At 73.2% G+C, this 15,729-nt stretch carries 16 protein-coding genes and 1 pseudogene; 9 read left to right on the forward strand and 8 right to left on the reverse strand.

Features of this window, described 5'->3' with window-relative positions:
- Window positions 1-364: 364 nt before the first annotated feature.
- The 3 genes from E1286_RS39050 to E1286_RS39060 all read left to right on the forward strand — a co-directional run bounded on the left by E1286_RS39050 (window position 365) and on the right by E1286_RS39060 (window position 2,375).
- Window positions 365-958, forward strand: coding sequence for a GNAT family N-acetyltransferase (locus E1286_RS39050; RefSeq protein ID WP_246075541.1), 594 nt, complete (start codon window positions 365-367; stop codon window positions 956-958).
- Window positions 959-1,182: 224 nt separating this feature from the next.
- A complete protein-coding gene (locus tag E1286_RS39055) occupies window positions 1,183-1,455 on the forward strand; it encodes a hypothetical protein (RefSeq protein WP_132621030.1) in 273 nt (90 codons plus the stop codon).
- Window positions 1,456-1,544: 89 nt separating this feature from the next.
- Entirely contained in the window at window positions 1,545-2,375 is an 831-nt protein-coding gene (locus tag E1286_RS39060) for an LLM class flavin-dependent oxidoreductase (RefSeq protein WP_132621032.1), read from the forward strand.
- A gap of 109 nt (window positions 2,376-2,484) precedes the next feature.
- Here E1286_RS39060 and E1286_RS39065 read toward each other — a convergent pair whose 3' ends face one another.
- Genes E1286_RS39065 through E1286_RS39090 form a run of 6 tightly spaced genes read right to left on the reverse strand, consistent with a single transcriptional unit; the run spans window position 2,485 to window position 6,909 of the window.
- Window positions 2,485-2,829 (reverse strand): DUF4180 domain-containing protein, encoded by a 345-nt coding sequence (locus tag E1286_RS39065; RefSeq protein WP_132621034.1) that lies wholly within the window; start codon window positions 2,827-2,829, stop codon window positions 2,485-2,487.
- 2 nt (window positions 2,830-2,831) lie between these two features.
- Window positions 2,832-3,233, reverse strand: coding sequence for a helix-turn-helix domain-containing protein (locus tag E1286_RS39070; RefSeq protein WP_132621036.1), 402 nt, complete (start codon window positions 3,231-3,233; stop codon window positions 2,832-2,834).
- A gap of 23 nt (window positions 3,234-3,256) precedes the next feature.
- The gene (locus tag E1286_RS39075) at window positions 3,257-4,396 is read right to left on the reverse strand and encodes an aminotransferase class I/II-fold pyridoxal phosphate-dependent enzyme (RefSeq protein WP_132621038.1); all 1,140 of its coding nucleotides are present in this window, start codon (window positions 4,394-4,396) and stop codon (window positions 3,257-3,259) included.
- The gene (locus E1286_RS39080; RefSeq protein ID WP_246075542.1) at window positions 4,393-5,019 is read right to left on the reverse strand and encodes a helix-turn-helix transcriptional regulator; all 627 of its coding nucleotides are present in this window, start codon (window positions 5,017-5,019) and stop codon (window positions 4,393-4,395) included. Before E1286_RS39080 ends, E1286_RS39075 begins: the two co-directional genes overlap by 4 nt.
- Window positions 5,020-5,063: 44 nt before the next feature.
- Window positions 5,064-6,191: a winged helix DNA-binding domain-containing protein gene (locus E1286_RS39085; protein ID WP_187368285.1), complete on the reverse strand. Its 1,128-nt coding sequence runs from the start codon at window positions 6,189-6,191 to the stop codon at window positions 5,064-5,066.
- Window positions 6,192-6,249: 58 nt separating this feature from the next.
- Window positions 6,250-6,909, reverse strand: a complete 660-nt coding sequence (locus E1286_RS39090; protein WP_132621040.1) for an NADPH-dependent F420 reductase — start codon at window positions 6,907-6,909, stop codon at window positions 6,250-6,252.
- Between the two features lie 276 nt (window positions 6,910-7,185).
- Between E1286_RS39090 and E1286_RS39095 the strand changes: the two genes are divergently transcribed.
- From E1286_RS39095 to E1286_RS50850, 4 genes are all read left to right on the forward strand, one after another.
- Window positions 7,186-8,535, forward strand: a complete 1,350-nt coding sequence (locus E1286_RS39095; protein WP_132621042.1) for a sensor histidine kinase — start codon at window positions 7,186-7,188, stop codon at window positions 8,533-8,535.
- A gap of 66 nt (window positions 8,536-8,601) precedes the next feature.
- Complete coding sequence (locus E1286_RS39100; RefSeq protein WP_132621044.1) at window positions 8,602-9,456, forward strand: alpha/beta fold hydrolase; 855 nt, start codon at window positions 8,602-8,604, stop codon at window positions 9,454-9,456.
- Entirely contained in the window at window positions 9,446-10,207 is a 762-nt protein-coding gene (locus E1286_RS39105) for an SDR family oxidoreductase (protein ID WP_223190839.1), read from the forward strand. Before E1286_RS39100 ends, E1286_RS39105 begins: the two co-directional genes overlap by 11 nt.
- Before the next feature lie 88 nt (window positions 10,208-10,295).
- A complete protein-coding gene (locus tag E1286_RS50850; RefSeq protein ID WP_246075544.1) occupies window positions 10,296-11,009 on the forward strand; it encodes a chorismate mutase in 714 nt (237 codons plus the stop codon).
- Between the two features lie 66 nt (window positions 11,010-11,075).
- Here E1286_RS50850 and E1286_RS50855 read toward each other — a convergent pair.
- A pseudogene (locus E1286_RS50855) lies at window positions 11,076-11,420 on the reverse strand (tautomerase family protein); the annotation flags it as partial.
- A gap of 50 nt (window positions 11,421-11,470) precedes the next feature.
- Window positions 11,471-12,928, reverse strand: coding sequence for a TetR/AcrR family transcriptional regulator (locus E1286_RS48925; RefSeq protein ID WP_187368286.1), 1,458 nt, complete (start codon window positions 12,926-12,928; stop codon window positions 11,471-11,473).
- Between E1286_RS48925 and E1286_RS39125 the strand changes: the two genes are divergently transcribed.
- Both E1286_RS39125 and E1286_RS39130 read left to right on the forward strand, forming a co-directional pair.
- Window positions 12,927-14,537: a carboxylesterase/lipase family protein gene (locus E1286_RS39125; RefSeq protein WP_132621052.1), complete on the forward strand. Its 1,611-nt coding sequence runs from the start codon at window positions 12,927-12,929 to the stop codon at window positions 14,535-14,537. The two genes, E1286_RS48925 and E1286_RS39125, sit on opposite strands and share 2 nt — an antisense overlap.
- Before the next feature lie 2 nt (window positions 14,538-14,539).
- The coding region (locus tag E1286_RS39130) for a sensor histidine kinase (RefSeq protein ID WP_132621054.1) at window positions 14,540-15,729 on the forward strand (1,190 nt) is incomplete at its 3' end.

The following is a 15,729-nucleotide window of genomic DNA, read 5'->3' on the forward strand; positions in this document are numbered from 1 at the left end:
ACGCGCGATCTCCAAATACAACGCCCGCGGACCCGCCATCGATCGGACCACCTACAAAGCCACCATCAGCATCAACATGATCAGCAGCCCTTGACACCGATGCCCCGGCCTTAACTGAACGGCGTTGCCTCTAGACCCGCCGGGCCTGTATTCGCGCGTCGGTACGACTGTCCGCACACCTCCGCCGCACGTTGGTGCGGGTCCCTCGGAGAACAGGGACAAGAGCGACGGACGCCTGTCACTCATCGCGGCGGCCTGTGCACGCAGCCGTGAAGCGAACGTGGCGGCCGAAAGGCCCGCGCCTTTACGATGTAGATTTATGCCGTCTCTCGCCGAGTTTCTTGCCGATGCGCAGCGTGGGTGTATGCCGGTGGCCGACGGCGGGGTGACCGTGGTCCCTCAGCCGTCGCCGCGGGACCTGGGTGTGCTGGCGTTCACCGCGCACTCGGTGGTGTTCGCCGACGTGGAGCCGGAATGGGTCCATGAGCGGCTCCCCGCCGACGATCTGTCGGCGCCGCTGTCCCCGCCGTTTCTCCAGGATCTGGCCGTACGTACGCGGCGTCACGTGGGCACCATCGATCTTCTCGTCCTGGCCGCGCCGGTCTCCGGCCCGGCGCCGCTGCCGCTGCCGCTGCGGGAGGTCACCGGAGACGGGCATCCGCGGGTGGAGCGGGCGTTGCGCCATCGTGACGCGGTGCGGGTGTGGGCCGCGGAGGGCGGGGTGGTCACCGTCGGACGTGGTGTGGCCGGCCGCTGGGAGGTGGCGGTCGAGGTCGATCCTGGCCATCGGGGTCGCGGCCTGGGCCGGCTGCTGGCCGAAGCCGCTCGCCGTCTCTGCCCCGGCCCGGTCTGGGCCCAGATCGCGCCCGGCAACGCGGCGAGCGTGCGGGCGTTCCTCGCGGCCGGATACGTTCCCATGGGCGCCGAGGTGCTGCTCACCGATCAGGAGGTCACATGATCACTTCCCCGGCGCCCAAGCGGCTGGTGGCCGGCTACGACCGGGATCGGTAACGCACCCTCCCCTCACCCATCGGCCTTCGACCCTCAAGGGCCTGATGGCCGCGTACGACGGGACCGGTGGTGCTCTCAGCTCGGCGAGAAGCGGGCGTGGCGCTGCCGTGGTGACACAAGATCGCTACGTATAGTGATGGCCGACGTCATTCCGTGACCCCAGGGGGAAATATGACAAGGAGCCTCATCGCCGCCGGCGGTGCGCTGCTCACCGCGGCCGCGCTGTTCGGATCTGCCGGCCCCGCCGCCGCCGACGACGAATGGCACGACCGGAGCCACAAGAACTCGCACCACTGCGGTCTGTGGATCAGCGACGACCGCAGCTTCGACTTCATCACCAAGGACGGCATCTTCACCGGCAAGCGCGACTCCGACGCCTGCAAGGACGGCTGGAAGCACACCCACCACGACGACGACAAGAAGTGGGACTGGCACGACGACTGACCTTCCGCCACACCCCCGGTCCCGGCGCCCACCCCTGGGCGCCGGGACCGGCGCCTTTCTCCCTGGACCCACCGAGATAGCCTGACCTGGTGCGACTCGGTGTGAACGTCCCCAACTTCGGGCCCGGCACCGACCCCGCGACGCTGCGGCGCTGGGCGCTGACCGTCGAGGGGCTCGGGTTCGACCTGCTGATGGTCTCCGACCACATAGCCGTCACCCCCGACGTGGCCGAACGGTATCCGGCCCCGTTCTACGACCCGTTCACCACGCTCGCCTGGCTGGCCGGCACCACCCGCATCGCGCTCGGCACCACGGTGCTGATCGTCCCCTACCGTCACCCGCTGCTCGTGGCGCGCATGGCGGCCAACCTCAACGACCTCAGCGGCGGCCGGTTCGTGCTGGGCGTCGGGGTGGGGTGGGCGCGGCAGGAGTTCGGCGCCCTGGGGGTGCCGTACGAGCGGCGCGGCCGTCTCACCGACGAGTACCTGACCGCCATCCGGGCGGCGTGGGCCGACGAGCGCGACTACCGTTCCGGCGACATCCCCATCTGGGTGGGCGGCGGGAGCGAGGCGGCCCTGCGCCGGGCGGTGCGGTTCGGCCGGGCCTGGCATCCGCTGCGCAACACGCTGCCCTGGCTGCGCGAGACCTGGCCGCGGATGCGGGAGATCGCCGGGGAGATGGACCGGCCGGTGCCCGAGTTCGCGCCCAGGATCCTGCTGCGGGTCACGGAGTCGCCGGTCACCGGGCCCGACCGGCGCGCCGGCGAGGGCACGATCGAACAGGTCGCCGCCGACCTGGGCGAGCTGCGCCGGCTCGGCGCCACGACGGTGGTGCTCGACCCCTACCACGAGGACCCCGGCGAGACCCTCCACCCGGAGGCGGCCTGGGAGATGCTCGCCGCCGTGCGCGTCGCCCGCTGATGGCCCGCTGCCGTGAAGAGTCGTCACGCCGGGGAGGCAGGTGCCGGGGGCGTGGCCGGTGCTGGGGCCGAACGAGGTCGCGGTGCGGCGGAGCACGGCGCGTCGTGACCTACGCCCTCCGGGACGCCAGCTCCTCCAGGTCGCGGACGAACCACAGCTGGTCGCCGCGGTTGGCCTCACCGACCCAGGCGCGCAGGGCCGAGCTGGCCGCCGTGTGGCGCGAGATGTCGCCCACGATCGCGAGCCCGAGGCGGTAGTTGGCGAACTTCTGCACGATCTCGCCGGCCACGCCGGTGCTGAGGGTGAAGAAGTCGTCGTGCAGCCGCTCGGCGGGGACGGCCACCCAGGTGGCGCCGTGGCCCCAGGCGTCGCCGATGAGGTCGAGCGCGTGGCGGGTCTCGCGCAGGGGCTCGCCGTGCGGGTCGCATACGAGGACGTCGGCGGGCAGTTCCATGGTCAGCCTCTCACGAGCGCGTCGATGATCCGGAGCACCTGCGCGCTCTCCTCCAGTCCGCCCAGCACGATGACCTTGAGGTGGGCGCGTTCCTCGTCGTAGACGAACTCGACGCGCAGGCCGTGCGGCCGGCTCGCCAGCGAGCCCAGGACCATCGTGCTGACCCGGTCCAACTCGGCCCTCGGCAGGCCGTCGACCTGGACGATGCTCGACACCTCGGCGCGGCGCGGCGCGGCCGGCTCGCCGACGGGCAGCCCGGCGAACGCCGCCAGGTCGTCCTTGGCGATCCGGTAGCGCCTGCCGACGCGCACGGCGGGCAGCCGGCCGTCGCGCACGTAAAGACGCACGGTCTTGACGTGCAGCCCGAGCACGGCGGCCGCCTGCTCAACGGTGTAGTACTCCATAACGTTCCCCATTATGGCGCACTTCAGGGAATGTTACGTCCTTCGAGGTAAGCGGCGAAGGCGTCCAGAGCCGGTTCGGGGTCGCTGCGGCCGATGCCGATGCGGAACCGGTCGTCCGGAAGCGGCGTGAGCTCGGAGCGGTAGACGCTCGCCGGGAGCAGCAGCACCCCGGCCTTCTCCACCAGGTCGGCGCAGAACGCCTCCACGCCGTCCGCGCCAAGGTAGCGGGGATAGGCGACGCAGCCGCCGTCGGGCGCCCGCCACTCGAACAGGCCGGCGTGCGCGGCGAAGAACGCCTCGAACTTCGGCAGGTTGGCGGCGATGATCGCCCGGTTGCGGCCCAGGATGCGGTCACGGGCCTTGACGGCGACGCGGGCCAGCACCTCGCTCGGCGCGGCGTTGCAGATGGTCGTGTAGTGCTTGGCGCGTTCCAGCCGGGAGCGCAGCTCGCGGTCGCGGCAGGCGATCCAGCCGACGCGCAGGCCGGGCAGTCCGAGGGACTTGGAGGTGACGTTGAGGGACAGGGCGTCCGGCGACAGGTCGGCGGCCTGCGGCAGCATGCGGGCGGGATCTCGTTCCAGGCCGCGGTAGACCTCGTCGCTGAACAGGCGCACGCCGCGCTCGTCGCACAGCTCGGCGAGCCGGGCGAAGTCGGCGGCGTCGATGACCTTGCCGGTGGGGTTGTTGGGGAAGTTGACGGCGACCAGCCGCGTGTTCGGGCGGATCGCGGCGCGCACCTCGTCCAGGTCGAGGGCCCAGTCGCGGGCGGCGTCGAGGGCGACGCCGGTGACCTCGCACAGCGAGGCGGGCACGGTCTCGGCGGCCTGGTAGGAGGGCGTGACCACCACGGCGTGGTCGCCGGGTTCGAGCAGGACCTGCATGGCGAGGTAGAGGCCTTCCTCCGCGCCGGCGAAGCAGATGACGTCGTCCTCGTCCACCTGGTCGTAGGTGCCGGCGATGGCGCGGCGCAGGGCGGGGTCGCCGTACGTGTGGGTGTAGCCGAGCGACAGGGTCTCCCAGGCGCGCCGGTCCTCGTCGTCGGCCAGGGCGAGCAGCTCCGTCATGGTCATGGTCTGGGCGTCGGAGGCGGTCAGGTGGTGGCGGGCGCTGAACTCCCAGCGGGAGAAGTGCAGCTCGAGCCGGAAGTCGGGCAGGCGGGTCACGATGGGGTCCTTCGCAGGTCGGACAGCAGGGCGTACAGGGTGGATCGGGAGATCCGCAGCGCGGCGGCGACGACGGGGACGGCGCGGCGGACGGCGAAGACGCCGGCCTCGTCGAGCTCGGCCAGCACGGCGAGCCGGTCGTCGCGGGTCAGGCGCTCGGCGGGCCGGCCGTGCGCGCGTACGTACGTGCCGACGATCTGGTGGACGCGGTCGGTCCAGTCCTGCTCGAACAGCGGCTCCGGGCGGGGGGCGGTGGGCGCGGCGAAGGCCGCGAGCAGCGTGGCGGCCTGGTCGAGCGGGGTGCGGTCGAGGTTGACGCAGAGCACCGCGGACGGCCGGCCGTCGGGGTCGCGCAGCACGGCACTGACCGACGAGAGCCGACGGCCGTCGGGCAGCAGCTTCTCGTACGGCCCGTAGACGCCGTCGCCCGTGGGGTCGAGCCGCCGCAGCTCGCCGAGCAGGGACGGGTCACCGGTGGCGCGCCTGGACAGCGGGTTCCACACGCGCAGCACGCGGTCGCGGCGGGCGTCGTGCAGGATCACCTCGGCGTGCGGGGCCAGCAGCGCGGCCACGGCTCCGCACACCGGCGCCCACATCTGCACGCGGGGGTCTTCGTCGGTCACAATGCTGGATGATACGTCCAGATTGGACAAAACATCCAGCCAGGTCAGGCGTGCGGGCCTGCCGTGACCGGGCCGAGGGTCAGGCGGGGTCTGCCCTCCATCACCACGCCGAGGCGTTCCACCTGGTCGGCGAGCTCGCGTGACTGCGCCGGGGCGAGCTCGCGCATGGCCTCGACGGTGACGTCCATCCGGGAGCCGGAGCGCCGCGCATGCCAGACGCCGGCCACCTCGCCGTCCACGAGCAGGACCGGGAAGTTGCCCGCCTGCCCGCCGTTCAGCGCCCGCCGCGCGGCCTCGCCGGGGTACAGCAGCTCGCGCGGGCGTCCGGCCACCACGTACGCGTCGAAGTACGGCAGCAGCCGCACGCCCCGCGGCCGTTCGGCGGGCACGTCGGTGTCGCCCGCGAGCACGAAGGCCGGCTTGCCCTCCAGCAGCACCTCCTCCGGCTCCACCCGGGCGAACGCCTCGGCCGCCCAGCGCGCGGGCCCGCCCGCCCACTGCGCGAACTGCGCGGGCGTCGCCGGCCCGTACGCGGTGAGGTAGCACCTGACGAGCCAGGCGAGACCGTCGTCCGGCGTGGCGCGGGCCTCCGGGGCGGCGGCGTAGGTGACCTTGCGCCCGCGTGCCGGGCCGAAGACGAACGCGCCGCGGTGGGCGGCGACCGGCATCGCCTGCCGCCAGCGCGGCCACCGGCCCTGGAACGCGGGCATGACGAGGTCGCCCGCCCACGGCCCGGTGGCGGCGACGACGGCGTCGCTCAGCTCGTCGATCGTCAGCGGGCCGCTCCTGACGGCCTCGCGGATGGCGGACACGACCTGGCCGGTTTGCTCGGGCGTCATGCGCACGGGCGCGGGACCGGCGTGGTGGGCGTGCGGGACCGACGACAGGGCGTCCACCCAGCGGGGCAGGTCGCGGGCGGGCAGCAGGTGCACGGTGCCGCGCGGGCCGTACGTCTTGACCAGGGCGCGGGTGTTCCACAGGGCGTCGCGGACGTGCGCGCGGGTGACGCCCGCGCGCAGCCCGATGGACGCCTCGGCGGCCGGCATGATCTGGGCGTGCGCCCCGCACATCGCCGCCACGACCCCGTCGAGGCCCCCGCCCGTGCCGGGGGCCAGCAGCCCTGATCGAGCCAGGCGTCTGGCGCTGACCTGCGGCCACGACAGTTGAATCACATGTCCTCCTTCGTGCGCTGCGGCACACGCTAGAAGGACATGCGGAACGAAGCGTTCCTCAAGCGCGCCATTCCTCGGTACGTTCCGGGGTCGCCTGGGCGAGGGCCTCGCGGACGCCGGCCGCGTCCTTGTCGGTCGTGTAGACCGGCGTGCCGGGCTGCTGCCGCCAGGACTCGTCGAGACCGCCGGCGTCCACCGGGTCGAAACCGAGCTCGTCGACGAGCCGCATGACGACGTCCTTGGCGCGCGGGTCGTCGCCCGCCACGGGCAGCGCGATGCGCCCCGGCGTCCCGGCCGGGCGGCCCAGGTGGGACAGGTGGTCGGCGTAGATGTTGTTGAACGCCTTGACCACCGGACGGCCCAGCCGGCGCTCGACCCAGCGGCTCTCGGGGAGGCCGTTCTCGATATCGTCGATGCGCCCGTCGCGCTGGCGCGGGTAGTAGTTTCCCGTGTCGATCACGACCGTGTCGGCGCCGACGTCGGTGAACAGGCCGGCGGGCAGGTCGGGCACCCTGCACTCGGGGATCGTCACCACGACCACGTCGGCCTCGCGCGGCGCCTCCTCGACGGTCACCGCCCGCGCCCCGGTCTCTTCCGCGAGGTCCTGGAGGGTGTGCGGGCCGCGCGAGTTGGCCACCGCCACGTGGTGGCCGAGCGCCGTCAGCCTGCGGGTGAGTGTGCCGCCGATGTTGCCCGCGCCGATGATGCCGATCTTCATGCGCCATTCCCCCGAAGGTCATGAGATCACTCCGTACACGAGCATAGACCTCGGCAGCCGGCCGCCCGCGCGGCACCCTGCGCAGCGGGTCAAGCGGCCTTGACCTTACAGGGAGTTATTTCACATAGCCGGCGAGGAAGACGAACGGTTGGATCTGCATCGTGGCCTCTCCGCCGGGCCGGGGTCACGTCAGCGGCGGGAGGTGCCCCTATCACGAGGGCCCGCGACTGTGCTGCTCACCGGGCACCGCGAAGCGGAAGCCTGGGGAGTTAGCGCGTGTCCTTTCCTGCCAACAGGCTCTCCCTGCAGGCGACGCTGGCGCTGGTCGCCGGCGCGTTCTCGCTGCTGGTGCTCGCCGGGGTCGCCGTCGTCGCGGACCTGACGGTCCGCATGGCCGTCGAGCGCAGCGTGTACGAGGGCACCCAGCGCGCGGCCACCGACTGGATCGCGTCGATGACCGACGCCCGGCCCGCTCCCCCGGTCACCACGTCGGACGTCGACCTGCTGCAACTGGTCGACTCCTCCGGCAATGTGGTCGCGGCCAGCAGGGCCGCCGCGAGGCTGCCGCGCATCAGCCGCTACTGGCCGCCGTCCGACGACCGGATCGAGTACCGCAGGGCGTGTTCCCCGTCCGGATGCCTCATGTTCACCGCGGTCAGGCCCTCGCCGCAGGAGGAGCAGCTGCTGTGGGGCGGCGAGTCCCATGTCGTGTACGCCGGGCAGGAGCAGCCGGCGATCCTGGGCACGTACCGGCTGGAGCTCTATCTGGCGCTGGGCGTCCTGACGGCGAGCACGCTGGCGATGGTGGCGGCGTGGGCGCTGCTCGGGCTGGCGCTGCGGCCGGTGGAGGCGATGCGGCGCAGGATGGCCGAGGTCACCGTGACCGATCTGAGCATGCGCGTGCCCGCGCCGCCCGGCCGGGACGCGGTTGCCCGCCTGGCGCACACGGTCAACGACACGCTGGCGCGGCTGGAGGCGGCCGTGGACCACCAGCGCCGTTTCAGCTCGATGGTCTCGCACGAGCTGCGCACGCCGCTGACGGGAGTGCGGGCCGAGCTGGAGGAGGCGCTGATGTATCGCGACGTGGACCCGCACGAGTCCATCCGCCGCGCCCTCACCGCGCTCGATCGCTGCCATGGGATCGTCGAGGAGATGCTGATCCTGGCCCGCGTACGGACGGCCCCGCGCCGGCACGAGCGGGTGAACCTCACCGACCTGGCCCGCGACGAGGTCGCCGCGCGCAGGGCGCCGATCCGGATCCGGGCCGAGGAGGACGTGGTGGTCTACGGCAACGCCGTACAGCTGCGCGAGGTGCTGGTGAACCTGCTGGTCAACGCCGAGCGGCACGCCGAGTCCCTGGTCGAGGTGTGCGTGACGCGCGCGGAGGGGCAGGCGGTCGCCACCGTGCTCGACGACGGCCCAGGCATCGCGGAGACCGAACGCGAGCGGGTGTTCCAGCCGTTCGTCCGCCTGGACGACGCCCGGCGGCGCGACCCCCAGGGCAGCGGGCTCGGCCTGGCCATCTCCCGCGCCATCGCGCAGTCGCACGACGGCTCGCTGACGATCGGCGACTCGCCGCGAGGCGCCCTGTTCATCCTGCGCATCCCGCTCGCCGACGCCCGATGACCTGATGACGCTGGCGGTACGGGCGTGTTCGATGGCGCTGAACGCCGTTGCGGGAGGAGCGGATGCATGCCTGACGTCCACGTGACCGTGTGGGACCGGACGGGCGGCGGCGGCCAGGCCGTCCTGCTGGTGCACGGCGCCATGTGCTGGGGCGACGACCCGGTACAGGGCTTCGCGGCGCAGCGGCCGCTGTCCGATCGTTACCGGCTGCTGGCGATGGACCGCCGCGGTCACGGCCGCAGCCCGGACCCGGACGGCGGTCACCTCGCCGACTACCTGGCCGACGCCGACGACATCGTGGGGCTGCTCCAGGAGCCGGCCCCCGGCGGAGCCCACCTGGTCGGGCATTCGTACGGCGGAGTCTCGGTCATGCTGGCCGCGGCGCGCGTCCCCGCGCTGGTGCGGTCGCTGGCGCTGATCGAGCCCGGCTGCTACCAGGCCGCGGCCGACGACCCTGTGGTCGCCGCCGCGCTGACCGCCAACCGCGACATGACAGGGCGGATCCCCGCCGACCTTCCTGCCGAGGTGTATCTGCGGGCGGCCTGCGAGACGATCGGGCTGCCGCCGCTGGAGGCGACGCCCGAGCGGCTGCGCGCCGCCGGCAGCTCCGTGCGGGAACGCTTCTGCTGGGAGGCCCCGATCCCGGTCGCCGAGCTGGCCGCGGCGCCCTGGCCCAAGCTGATGATCGGCGGCACCTGGGAGACCGCCCCCGAGCTGTATCGCCGGCGCGGCGGCGAGCCGCTGATGGCGTGCGCCCGCGTCACCGCCCAGCGGATCGGCGCCGAGCTGCGCCGGATCCCCGCGGCGGCGCACAACCCGCACGTCGAGCAGCCGGAGGCGGTCAACCCGCGCTGGTGGAGCTGTGGGAGGGGGTTGCGCGCGGCGGGCGCGTTCCGGATGATCTCCTCCTGTGACCACTGACACGCGCCCGCTGGCGCTGGTGACCGGCGTCGGACGTACGGCCGGCATCGGCGCGGGCGTCGCGCGCCGGCTGGCGTCGGCCGGCTGGGACGTCGCCTTCACGTTCTGGAGCCCGTACGACGAGCGCATGCCCTGGGGCGCCGAGCCGCAGGCGCCGGACGCCGTCGCCGCCGAGCTCGCCGGGCAGGGCGCCGCCACCGCCGCGGTCGAGGCGGACCTCGCCGATCCGTCGGCCGCAGCGTACGTCTTCGACGAGGTGGAGCGGCGTCTGGGCGGGGTGAAGGCGCTGGTGATGTGCCACTGCGAGTCGGTCGCCTCCGGGCTGCTCGACACCAGCGTCGAGAGCTTCGACCGGCACTTCGCCGTCAACGCGCGCGCCACGTGGCTGCTGATCCGCGAGTACGGCCGGCGTTTCGGCGGCGCCCACGGCACCGGGCGCGTCATCGCCCTGACCAGCGACCACACCGTCGGCAACCTCCCGTACGGCGCCAGCAAGGCCGCCCTCGACCGCATCACCCTGGCCGCCGCGCACGAGCTCGCCCACCTGGGTGTGACGGCCAACGTCGTGAACCCGGGGCCGGTGGACACCGGGTGGATGTCCGGCGAGCTGCGGGAGCAGGTGACCCGGCAGACGCCGCTCGGCCGCCTCGGCACGCCGCTCGACACCGCTCATCTCGTCGAGTTCCTGTGTTCGCCGCAGGGGCAGTGGATCAACGGGCAGCTGCTGATGAGCAACGGCGGGTTCGGCTAGGATCCGTCGATCTTCCGGCGTGCGGGCCGCCCCATCGGCCACAATGACGTGCTGTCATCGTCTCGTCACGTTCCGGGAGGTCGCCGTGATGTCCTGCCAGGCCGCGCCGCGTCACGCCGCGTTCCTCGCCGCCGCCGTACTCCTCGTCATGTCCGCCGCTTGCGCCGCGCCCCCGCTCAGCGTGACCGCCGCGACCGTTCTGTACGAGGAACGGGAGCCGTCCGGCGCCCCCATCTCGCCCGTCCCGTACGACAAGCGCGAGACCTATGAGACGTCGGAAACCGGCGTGGGTGGCGGGAGTGCGGCGGCCGGGCTGCGCGGCCTTGTCGGGGCGGCGGTCGAGCGGCTGTCGCTGGCGGACGAGGTGGCGGCGGCGAAGTTCGGGACGGCGAGCCCGATCACCGACCCGGAGCGGGAGTGGCGGTTGCTCGACGACGTCACGGAACGGTCGGCGGCGATCGGACTGGACCCGCGGACCGGGGTGCGGTTCTTCCAGGCGCAGATCGAGGCGGGCAAGACGGTGCAGCGCCGGCTGCACGCGCGATGGCTGGCCGACCCGGCCTCACGCCCCCGCGAGCGGCCCGACCTGGCCACCGAGCTGCGCCCCCGGCTGGACGCGCTCACTCCGCGCATCCTTCGGCTCCTCCGCCAGGCCGAGCCGGTACGCCGGTCGTCAACCGGGTGCCGCGCCCACCTGGCCGCGGCCAGAGCGGAGGTCGAAGCCAGGACCCGCCTGGACGCCCTCCACCGCGACGCGCTGACCGTCGCCCTGACTCCCGTCTGCGAGATTCCCGTCGCCTGACCTCGCCTGCAACGCGGTCGGGGCGGAGGGTTCCACGTACTGGGCGGCCCCGTGGCCCAGGGACCAGTCGACGGGCTCGTTCTCCGTCACGGTGACGAAGACGTTGCGCGGCTCGGTTCCCGCGTACGCGTGGCAGAGCTCGGCGATCCGCCGGTACATCGCCTGCTTCCGCGCCGGTGTGCGGCCCGCGCGCATCGTGATCGCGACGAACACGATGCCGTCGTCGCGGGGGATGCCGAGGTAGTCGCCGTAGCGCAGGGTGCTCGACGCGCCGTCGTGGCCGGTCACGACCTGGAAGCGATCGCCGGGCGGGACGCCCAGCGTCTCGACCAGGGCATCGTGGACGGCACGGCTCAGCGCATCGAGACGGCCGGCGTCCGTTCCCAGGGCGTCGATGCGGACGAAGGGCATGGCTCTCCTCGCGGTGATGGTCAGCGCGGTGATGGTCAGTGTGGTGATGGTCAGCGGGTGCGGGCGGCGAGGAGGCCGAGAGCGCCGTCGACCGCCTGCGCGTACATGTCGGGCGAGCCGGCGGCGCGCGCCAGCACGTACCCGCCCTGCAGGACCGCGACCAGTGCGGCGGCCGTCGCCCTGGGGTCGAGGGCGGCGTCGAGTTCGCCGTTCGCCCGGCCTTCCGTCAGCAGCCCGGCCAGACGGTCGGTGAGCCAGGCGAACGTCTCCTCGACCGGCCGGCGCAGCCCGGGATCGGCCATGACGTCGGGATCCTGGGTGAGGCGGCCGACCGGGCAGCCCTTGAGAACGTCTCTCTCTCGCCGCAGGTAGGCGGCGACCCGGTCGAGGACGCTGCCGGGGCCGGTGAACGCGCTCTCCGCCCGGTCCCGCAGCTCCGCGGCGCTGCGGACGATCGCGGCCCGCGCCAGGTCGGGTTTCCCCTGGAAGTGGTGGTACATGCTGCCCTGGCCCGCTCCGGCCCGCGCCTGGATCGCCTTCGGGCTGGTGCCGACGTAGCCGCGCTCCCACAGCAGCTCGCGGGTGCTCTCGATCAGCCGCTCCCTCGTGTCCATGAGGGAAGCATACATACCAGTAGGTACAGAATCGCCGCCGAACGGCTCGCCATCCTGGTGGGGCGCCGTCCATGCGGGAGATCCCCCGAGACCCGCGAGCGTCACCCCCGGGTAGGCCACGGGCGCGGCGGCCTGTCCCGCCTGCGCGACCCAGGCCTGGCCCGTACGCCGATCGGCCAGGATGTGCTCCACCGCCTCGGCGATCTCGTCGGGGGCGATGGCCATGTCGAGCGCCTGCGGCCCGCTCGCCCGCGAGGCCGCCGCCTCCACCGCGCCGCGGATCACCACGGCCATGGACCTGGGGTCGAATTCCCGGAACTCTCCGCTGCGCTGCCCGTCCCGCAGCAGCTCCGCCAGGGCCTGCACGCCGGGCTCCTGGTATTCGGCCGTGGTGTGGCGCTCACCCGAGGGGTTGCGCAGGTGGGAGCCGAGCTCGGTGAGCGCGATGATCTCTTTGGGGTGGTCGCGGAGGAACTCCAGGTTCGCCGTCAGGTACGCCTTGAGCCGACCCGACGCCGTGGCCCCCGCCTTCATCCTGTCCACGATGTACGTGGCGCCGGCTCGGTAGACGTCCTCCACGATCGCTTGGATCAGGTCGTCCTTGCCGGCGAAGTGGTAGGAGATCAGCCGGGGGCTGCTCAGCCCGGCGCGCTCGGTGATGCGGGCGAACGACGCCTTGTCGTAACCCAGCTCGGCGATGGTGTCGATGGCCGCGGCGATGATCTGCGCACGCCGGGAGGCGTGGTGACGGAATCGCGGGACCCCTTCTGTTCCATCTGCGCAACGGGTGGCTTCCGAGGCGTCGGCCCGTCCCTCGCCGTCAACCTTCGGTCGGCCGAACGCAACCTGCGGCCGTACCGGGAGGCGGGGGTCTCTTCCTAGCGTGCTGCTCATGGATGCACGACGAGGCAGAGCCGTCCTGGGCGCGCTCGCGCTCCTGCTCACCCAGGGGTGCGGGGCGGCCCGGACGGAAGGCGACCAGGCGGTTGCCGGCGTTTCGGCCCAGGGCGGGACTGAGGTGAGGCTGGACAGTGGGTGGATTCGGGGGATCAAAGACGGAAATGTCATGAGATTTCGGGGTGTCCGGTACGCGCAGCCGCCCGTCGGCGAGCTGCGCTGGCAACCGCCCCGGCCCGTCGCCCCGTGGCGGGGCGTCGTGCCCGCGGCAAGCTCCGGCCCGGCCTGCCCGCAGGCGAGCGACAACCCGAAGGAGAGCAGCGCGGCCGAGGACTGCCTCACGCTCGACGTGACCGTACCGAAGAAGGCGGCCAGAAAGCCGAGGCCGGTGATGGTCTGGCTGCACGGCGGCGGGTTCAACGCGGGCCGGGGCTCCGACTACGACCCGCGCCGCCTCGTCGCCCAGGGCGACGTCGTGGTGGTCACCGTGGAGTTCCGGCTCGGCGTGCTCGGGTACCTGGCCATGCCCGGGATGCCCGGCGGGGGCGCGTTCGGGCTGCAGGACCAGCAGGCGGCCCTGCGCTGGGTACGGCGGAACGCGGCGGCCTTCGGGGGCGACGCCGGGAACGTGACGTTGTTCGGCGAGTCGGGCGGCGGCATCGCCACCTGCGGCCACCTCACCTCCCCCGCCGGCCGCGGCCTGTTCCACAAGGCGATCATCCAGAGCGGCACGTGCGGCACCGTCCTGCTGCCGAACGCGGCCGCCCCCGGCACGCCGAGGATCCCGTACTGGCGGCCGCTGAAGGAGACGTACGCCGCCACCCGGACGGCCGCCCGGCGGGCCGGCTGCCGTGACGCCGCCAGGACGCTGGAGTGCCTGCGCGCCAAGCCGGTCAGGGAGCTGCTGGACCTGACCGAGTACTTCACGGCGGCGTCGTACGGCGGCCCCACCCTTCCCGTCGCCCCCGGCGAGGCGCTGCGCGACGGGGACTTCGCCCGGGTGCCGGTGTTGTCGGGCCACACGTCCGAGGAGGCCCTGATGATGGCCGGGGTCATGGGCCTGCTCGGCAGGCCGATCACCGACGACGACCTGCCTGGCCTGCTCCGCCAAGGCTTCGGCGACCAGGCGGACGAGGTCACCCGCCGCTATCCCCGCGACCGGTACGGCACCGCGAGCGAGGCGTGGGCGGCGCCGTACACGGATGCGATCTTCGCCTGCCCTCATGCCGCCGCCCAGGACGCCCTCGCGAAGCGCGCCAAGGTGTACGCGTACGTCTTCGGCGACGACACCGCGCCGCCGTTCATCCCGACCCTGCCGGGCTTCCCGGCCGGCGCGGGGCACGCCTCGGAGCTGGCGTACCTCTTCGACGTCAAGGAGAAGCCGATCAACCTCGACGGCAGGCTCGTCCCGCTCACGGCGACCCAGCGGTCGGTGGCCCGGGATATGGTGACCGCTTGGACCACGTTCGCGCGGACCGGCACGCCGGCGTCGGGCGGCAAGGCCTGGCCGCGCTGGCAGGGCGGCGAGCCGGTGGCCCGCCTGATCACCGAGCGCCCGGGCAGCACCGCCACCACGCTCGCGCCCCGATGTGACCTGTTCGACTGACCATGACTCTCCCACCCCAGGCGAACGAGGCCAGGAGGGCTCAGGCCTTCCTGGTCCTCGCCATGGTCGCGTTCATGCTGCTCGACCTGGCCCTCCACCGGAACGTCCAGCGCACCAGCGGCCCCCTCGGCCCGGCCGCCGGGCTGGTGCTCAGCCTGGCCGTGGACGCCTGCCTGCCCTTCCTCGGCCGCTTCCCCCGGGCGGTGGCGCTGGTGGCGTGCGCGGCGACCGTGGTGGCGGCCGTCGGGGACACGCTGGCGGCCGGGACGTTCACCCCGGTCGAGCAGGCCACGCCGGTGACCGCGCCGCTGTGCGCGCCGGTGATCGTGTGGTTCCTGGTCCATGGGCTGCCGCGCCGGGAGACACTGACGTACGTGACGGTGCTGGCGCTGGCCGCCGTCCGGCCGTGGGCCCCGGACTGGGAGACGGTGTACGCCGGTCTCACCACGACGGTGCTGCCCGCCGTGCTCGGTCTGTACGTCCGCGCCCGCCGCGAACTGGTGAGTTCGTTGCGGGACAGGGCGGAGAGCGCCGAACGAGAGCGACGGCTGCTCGCCGCGCAGGCGGAGAGCGCCGAACGGGAGCGGCACCTGCTGGCCGAGCGGGCCAAGGCGGGTGAGCGGCAGCGGCTGGCCGGGGAGATGCACGACATCGTCACCCATCACGTCACGGAGATCGTCCTGGCCGCCGGCGCGCTGAAGGTCTCGACCACCGACCACGCCGTCCGGTCCGCCGCCGAGCACATCCGCGACGCGGGCGCCCGCACGCTCACGGAGTTGCGCGACCTGATCGGCATCCTGCGCCGCGGCCACAACCGGCCCCAGGAGCCCGGGGAGCGGACGCGTGTGACGCTGACCTCCTCCGACCTCGGCACCCTGGTCCACAGGGCCGTCGCGGCGGGCAACCCGACCATCCTGCGCGTCACCGGCCGGCCGGGAGCGGTGACTCCGGCGATCGCGCGGGCCGCGTACCGGGTGCTGCAGGAAGCGCTGACCAACGCGAGGAAGCACGCGCCCGGCACGCGGGTGCAGGTCGAGCTCGCCTACGGGGACCACACCATGACCGTCACGGTCGGCAACGCCCCGCCTGTGGCCGCCTCCGAGCTGGCGGCGAGTGGCTCGGGCATGGGCCTCGACGGGCTGCGGCGCCGCGTCACCCTGCTCGGCGGCGCCTTCACCGCGGCCCCCACCCC

The organism is Nonomuraea terrae (assembly GCF_004348995.1).
Lineage (GTDB): Bacteria > Actinomycetota > Actinomycetes > Streptosporangiales > Streptosporangiaceae > Nonomuraea > Nonomuraea terrae.

Bases quoted from the DNA above. Each gene is read 5' to 3' on its own strand.
- E1286_RS39050 (WP_246075541.1), top strand. From the start codon at position 365: ATGCCGGTGGCCGACGGCGGGGTGACCGTGGTCCCTCAGCCGTCGCCG.
- E1286_RS39055 (WP_132621030.1), top strand. From the start codon at position 1,183: ATGACAAGGAGCCTCATCGCCGCCGGCGGTGCGCTGCTCACCGCGGCC.
- E1286_RS39065 (WP_132621034.1), bottom strand. From the start codon at position 2,829: ATGGAACTGCCCGCCGACGTCCTCGTATGCGACCCGCACGGCGAGCCC.
- E1286_RS39070 (WP_132621036.1), bottom strand. From the start codon at position 3,233: ATGGAGTACTACACCGTTGAGCAGGCGGCCGCCGTGCTCGGGCTGCAC.
- E1286_RS39090 (WP_132621040.1), bottom strand. From the start codon at position 6,909: ATGAAGATCGGCATCATCGGCGCGGGCAACATCGGCGGCACACTCACC.
- E1286_RS39100 (WP_132621044.1), top strand. From the start codon at position 8,602: ATGCCTGACGTCCACGTGACCGTGTGGGACCGGACGGGCGGCGGCGGC.
- E1286_RS50850 (WP_246075544.1), top strand. From the start codon at position 10,296: ATGTCCTGCCAGGCCGCGCCGCGTCACGCCGCGTTCCTCGCCGCCGCC.
- E1286_RS39125 (WP_132621052.1), top strand. From the start codon at position 12,927: ATGGATGCACGACGAGGCAGAGCCGTCCTGGGCGCGCTCGCGCTCCTG.
- E1286_RS48925 (WP_187368286.1), bottom strand. From the start codon at position 12,928: ATGAGCAGCACGCTAGGAAGAGACCCCCGCCTCCCGGTACGGCCGCAG.